Source organism: uncultured Gemella sp. (assembly GCF_963529685.1).
Taxonomy (GTDB): Bacteria; Bacillota; Bacilli; order Staphylococcales; family Gemellaceae; genus Gemella.
In genome coordinates this window covers 1-6,221 of the sequence record NZ_CAUSAI010000063.1, presented here as the reverse complement: position 1 = coordinate 6,221, position 6,221 = coordinate 1, and the positions used below count along the sequence as shown (strand labels likewise).

Sequence of the window (6,221 nt, the reverse complement as noted above, 5' to 3'; positions counted from 1 at the left end):
GCACAGTTTATTAGATATCTAAAAAGCTTTTATAAAGAGAATTTAGATATCAATAAACTACTGCATCTATAAATTCTCATATGAACCTTGTTGAATTTTAGGACTTTTGAGACAGCCCCATTAATTTTCTAAAAAAAAGGAGATTCAAAAATGAAATTAAATTCATTCGCTAAGTTTTCACTACTTAGTATTTCAATATTATTAATGTCACACCTTGCTATCTCTCCAGTAATTCCAAATCTTTATACTCTTTATCATGGAAGTAATCCTAATATTGGTCTAGCTTCTGTGGAGAGTTTAGCTACAATCCCTGCTATGATGATTACGATTTTTGTTCTTCTTAGCAACGGAGTTATTAAATTTATTGGAAAGAAAAATACTGTTCTTCTTGGACTACTATTAATTTTCGTTTTTGGTATAATACCAGCATTTACTACAAACTTTAAACTTGTACTAATTAGTAGACTTTTCCTTGGAGCTGGTATTGGATTATTTAATTCTCTTTCTATTAGTATGATAAGTGACTTCTTTGATGAAGATCAGCGCGGTACAATGATCGGTTTAAGAACAGCATTCCTAAACATCGGTAAAGCATTGACTACATTTATTTCTGGATATCTACTAATCTACGGTATTCAATATACATTTTTAGTTTATGCTCTAGCACTTCCGATATTTATTATATTCTTATTATTCGTACCTAATACAGAAAATGTAAATAATAAAAAAGTTAGTATTAAATTCCATAAAGAGACTATTCTTTTAACGCTGTTAACATTTTTAGTAGGTATTTCATACATGGGCGCAACTATCAAGATTCCTACTCTACTTGCTGAAAAATACCACTATCAACCTGATGTAGCTAGAAATCTACTAACAATTTTAGCTCTTAGTGGTATATTATCTGGAGTTATTTTTGGTATTTTAGTTAAGAGATTCAAAAATCTAACATTACCTATAATGTTAAGTTTCATGACAGTCGGAAGCATATTATTCACTCTGACAAATAATATTGTAATCTTCTACGTTGCAGCTATCTTCATCGGAATTAGCTTCGTAGGAACTATGTCATTTAACTTCTTCTATGTTTCAAACAAATTAGAGAATAAATTTATAAACTTTGCGACAAGTGTAATCTTAGTTGGTGGTAATATCGGTGTAATACTAACTCCGGTAATTCTTACTAAAATCCCTGAAGCATTACACCTTGAAAAATATACTACACCATTTTTCATAACTACAGCTCTAATGCTAGTTTCTACATTAGTTAGTTACGCAGTATTAAGAAACAAAAAATAATATAAACTAAAAAAGCACAACGTAGGTTTTTTACGTTGTGCCTTTTATAATTAACTATTTAATAATTCTTTATTTTTCTCTAAAAATTCTTTTAATTCTTTATCCGGTACTTGTCTCGCTAATATTAATGTTCTTAATGAAACATCATCTAATCGGCATGTAGCAAATACTGTCATATTATCTTCACCAGAAATCTTACTGTTTTCTAACCAGTTTCTAGAACCTTCTTTAAACATACTTATAAAGTTTTCCTTTTTATCACTAGCACTTGGAATTTGATATAATTTCGTATCTTCGTGAACTACCTTAACCCCAGTTACTTCATAATAATACTTTCTCTCCGGTGTTTCTATAACAACCACTCTGTGACTGTCAAAATAATCTTTCTTCGCAAACCAGTTCATATTATTAAATACCCTAGTATCCAAAGTAATCTTCTTCTCTTCAATCCCTGCGCGAGCATGACCGAATATCCACTTAACATCACTTTGCTCTAATCCCGGTTTATTGTCAGCATCCATAAATACTGCACCGATAAATGGAGCTGGTTTATTATCAATTCCGTATTCTAAATACTTAGAATTATTTGTTGTCTGTAAGATTGGTTCCTTTAGAGAATCTCCTCCATCACCTGGGACATACATGTATGCAATAACTTCATTATTTATTGCCTTTAAGTCTTTAAATTTATTTGATAAGTAATCTTTTTCAGCTTGATCTACCACATACTTATCATCTTTTTTGTTAGAATCGACTTTTTGTTCTACTCGGACTTGTGGTTCTTTAGAATTCTCATTCATATATGAATATAATCCAAATCCACCACCCACTAAAATCACAAGTAATAAAACATATTTAATAACACTACTTAATAATGATTTATTCTTCATAAAAATATTCCTTTCTAAAATATAATATCTCCATATAAAACTCCAAACTAGATTATATCATATTTTTTATAAAATATCTTCAAAAATCAACTTAAAATCTTAAATCCCGTTAAAACTCTTATAAAATAGAGTTCTTGAACATAAAAGGGAGTGACTCAAAAATCGTGATTTCAAAGAAATCGATTTTGTCGAGTCACCCCTGCACAGTTTATTAGATATCTAAAAAGCTTTTATAAAGCGAGTTTAGATATCAATAAACCACTGCGTCTATGAGTTTTCATATACACTTTGTTAAGATTTAGGACTTTTGGGTCAGCCCCTTCTATATAAAAATATTTTACACTTGTCTAATATTTACAAAATCAGTAGGTGGAACATTATCTTTTCCTAAGTCAGGTTCTCCCGCTGTAATTAGTATAAGATCCCCTTCTTTTGCTAATCTTGACTCTTTAGCAAATTTCGGTGCTAAACTTAACATTTCTTCCATTGTTAAAGTGTTTTCTTCTATAAATGTAGTTACTCCTCTTGTTAATGCTAATTTTCTAGCTTTTTGTTTTGTTGGAACTACTGCCAAAATTTGAACTTTTGGTCTGTATCGAGCTATGAATTTTGCAGTGCTTCCTGATTTTGTATAAGTAACTATATTATTAACATCAACAGAATCTAAAAGATACTTAGTTGATAAAGAAATTGCATGTGCAATATCCATTTGAATGTTTTTATATTCTTTTATTTTATTGTTAAGAACATTATCTTGAGTTTCAATATAAGTAATTATTCTATCAACTGTTTCTAACGCTTCTTTTGGATAACTTCCCGTTGCAGTTTCTTCAATTAACATAATGGCATCAACTCCATCAATAACCGCATTCGCCACATCTGACACTTCCGCACGAGTTGGTCTAGGATTATAAATCATCGAATGCAACATTTGAGTTGTTAAAATCACTTCTTTTATAGAAGAATTAGCTTTTCTGATTATTTCTTTTTGAATACTTGGAAGATCCTGATATGATAATTCCATACCTAATTCGTCCCTATTTATCATAATTGAATCTGCAAACTGAATGATTTCGTCAATATTCTCATACGCTTCTTTACAGTCAATTTTAACAATTAATCCTATATCCTTTTTCCCATTGGCATGTAAAATATCTTTAACTTTTCTAATTTCATCTAAATTACTAACAAATGGGCAGGCAACAAAGTCCACATCGTTTTTGCATGCAAACTGAACACTATCTTCTTCAATTTTAATTAGTTTATATTTACTTTCTGCATAAATATGATCCAAGTCATAAATTATCGCAGTATTTTTGTTTAATTTTTCTCTTAGTTCTTTAACTTTATTGATTCTATCTACACATTCTTCTGTACTACCATAATATGTATCAATAAGAACTGCATCTGCACCTTTAGCTACGATTTCTTCTAATAGTCCTTCTGTACTATTCCCTAAAGTTGCTATTATTTTTGCCTTTCTAGTCATAATAAACCTACCTCACATTTAAAACGTTTACTTTTTATTTAATTATAACACATTAATTTTTCATTTTCTAGGTTATTTTTAAAGTAATTAGTGAGAATTTAAAATAAATTTTATAAGTTTATATTCAAAGAAAATCTTTATATTTAATGAAACTTTTTTATAGTATAATATATTCTATGTCTTACAGTATCCACAAACTAATTACATAAATTATTACAATATCCAACAATTTGAGAATTATAAAAAAAAGAAATTATACACTTCTTTATATAATTTCTTTTGGTTTATTTTTCTGTGTAACTTTAATTAAAATTCAACACATTAAATGATTATTTCTTTTTTCGGAGTAACTATACCTGATTCAAGAAAATCTAGAAATTCACCAAATAAATGTTCCATCTCTGCGTATGTATTTAAAGTGTTTAGTTCTTTTTTGACTTTAGCTCCACCTTTGATACCTTTCATGTAATACGAAGCATGTTTTCTCATTTCATGAACGGCCACTTTTTCAGGTTTAATTTCCATAAGTCTTCTCAAGTGAAGTAAACATACGTCTATTTTTTCTCTTGGTGTTGGCTCATCAGTTAGTTCTCCTGTTTCTAGGTACTTAACTGTACGATATAACATCCATGGATTCCCTAAAGCAGCACGCCCAATCATCACCGCATCACAATTAGTATCGTCTAACATTTTTTTAGCAAGTTCAGGCGAAGTAACATCACCATTTCCTATTACTGGTATTTTCAATTCTTTCTTTACATCACGAATAACATCCCAGTTTGCTTTACCACTATACATTTGAACTTTTGTTCTACCATGGATAGCTATGGCACTAGCACCTGCACGTTCAGCATTTCTTGCATTATCCATTATATAAATATGTTCATCATCCCATCCCATACGCATTTTTACTGTAACTGGCTTAGAAACGGAATCAACTAATCTCGCTATTACTTCATATACCTTATCCGGATCAAGAAGTAGCTTACTACCTGCATCAACTTTAGTAATTTTTGGTACTGGACATCCCATATTTAAGTCAATAATATCAGCTTCTGTATTTTTATCAACATACTTAGCAGCTTCTACCAATGTTTCGATTTCTCCACCAAAAATCTGTAAACTTAATGGACGCTCTCTTGGATCGATATATAGCATATTCATAGTTTTTTTATTATTGAATAAAATAGCTTTATCACTAACCATTTCTGCACACACTAATCCCGCTCCAAACTCTTTAGCTGTTAAACGGAAAGCAGCATTACAAACACCTGCCATAGGGGCTAATACTACTCTATTAGGTATTTCAATTTCTCTAATTTTAAACATTCTTTATCCTTTCTTTTTACAATTTTTCTTTATATACACTTATAGGTTCTGTTATTTTTTCTAATGATTCTTTAATATTTTTTCCGGCTATCTCTATATTACCGTACATTTCTGCTAAAGGAGCTAAAACAAAGTTTCTGTCATGAATATATTTATGTGGAACAACAAGTCTATCGTCATTAAAAATTAAATTATTAAAAGTAATTATGTCTATATCAATAGTTCTATTTCCCCAATGTTCTTTACGAACACGTCCTAGTTCTAGTTCTATTTTCTGAATAGTATCTAGCAATTCATATGCTCCTAATGAAGTTTCTACCTCTATACACATATTTAAAAAGTCTTGATTAGCCACCCCACCCCATGCAGGTGTTTCATAAACACTACTTTGTAATTTAATTTTCAAATTATTAGCTTCTATTTTTTTTAGCGCTTCTTTTAAATACTGTTCCCTTGGTCCTATATTTGTTCCTAATGCTAGTATAATCATTATAATTTATAGAACTCCTCACGTGTTATTTCCACTTTCACACCACATTGTTCAAAATGATAACTTATAGGTGCAGCTGGTTTATTAACTGTTAACTTAATCTTTTCAATTTGAGGAAATTCATTAAAGATATTTTTTAAAATTTCTCCTGCCAAACGTTCTAATAAGTTAAAAGTGTTAATAGTTGCTGTTTTTACCACTACATCTGCAATATCAGCATAACTAATACTATCTGTCATTTCATCACTAAATAAAGCTTTTTGATAATTAAGCTCACATTCAATATCAAAAATAAACTTCTGTCCAAGTTTGTTCTCTTCTTCAAATAATCCATGATTAGCAAATATTTCTAGATTATTTATAAATAACTTTGTTTTCATGATCAATACCCCTCAATCATTATTTTGCTTAACTATAAAATTTTAACATATTTCTAATTATTTCTCTAATAATTATACTCGCTTAAAATGGATTTTCATAAAAAAAGACTTGAAAATAATGGGGCTGACCGAAAAGTCCTAAATTTCAAAAAAGTGTATATGATAATTCATAAACGCAGTGGTTTATTGATATCTAAATTCGCTTTATAAAAGCTTTTTAGATATCTAATAAACTGTGCGGGGGTGACTCGACAAAATCGATTTTGATATGTACCCCTTTTACTGGACGAACCAGTGAAAGGGGTATTTTTTATGCGTTATAGTTATGAATTTAAAGTAAAATG

General features: G+C 29.7%; 6 protein-coding genes. 1 reads left to right on the top strand and 5 read right to left on the bottom strand.

Annotated elements, in window-relative coordinates; translation table 11 throughout:
* Window positions 1-150 precede the first annotated feature (150 nt).
* The gene (locus tag RWS90_RS07545; RefSeq protein ID WP_314550153.1) at window positions 151-1,299 is read left to right on the top strand and encodes an MFS transporter; all 1,149 of its coding nucleotides are present in this window, start codon (window positions 151-153) and stop codon (window positions 1,297-1,299) included.
* A 50-nt stretch (window positions 1,300-1,349) separates the two neighbouring features.
* On the opposite strand, the gene srtB is transcribed toward RWS90_RS07545, so the two are convergent.
* From srtB to folB, 5 genes are all read right to left on the bottom strand, one after another.
* On the bottom strand, window positions 1,350-2,189 hold the full coding sequence (srtB, locus tag RWS90_RS07540) for a class B sortase, LPKTxAVK-specific (RefSeq protein WP_314550152.1): 840 nt from the start codon (window positions 2,187-2,189) through the stop codon (window positions 1,350-1,352).
* A 337-nt stretch (window positions 2,190-2,526) separates the two neighbouring features.
* Window positions 2,527-3,678: a pyruvate kinase gene (locus RWS90_RS07535; protein ID WP_314550150.1), complete on the bottom strand. Its 1,152-nt coding sequence runs from the start codon at window positions 3,676-3,678 to the stop codon at window positions 2,527-2,529.
* 321 nt (window positions 3,679-3,999) lie between these two features.
* Complete coding sequence (dusB, locus tag RWS90_RS07530) at window positions 4,000-5,007, bottom strand: tRNA dihydrouridine synthase DusB (protein WP_314550147.1); 1,008 nt, start codon at window positions 5,005-5,007, stop codon at window positions 4,000-4,002.
* Between the two features lie 16 nt (window positions 5,008-5,023).
* Window positions 5,024-5,497, bottom strand: a complete 474-nt coding sequence (folK, locus tag RWS90_RS07525; RefSeq protein ID WP_314550145.1) for a 2-amino-4-hydroxy-6-hydroxymethyldihydropteridine diphosphokinase — start codon at window positions 5,495-5,497, stop codon at window positions 5,024-5,026.
* Window positions 5,497-5,877 carry a dihydroneopterin aldolase gene (gene folB / locus RWS90_RS07520; RefSeq protein WP_314550143.1) on the bottom strand — a complete coding sequence of 127 codons (381 nt, stop codon included), beginning with the start codon at window positions 5,875-5,877 and terminating at the stop codon, window positions 5,497-5,499. The genes folK and folB overlap by 1 nt, the downstream gene beginning before the upstream one ends.
* Window positions 5,878-6,221 lie beyond the last annotated feature (344 nt).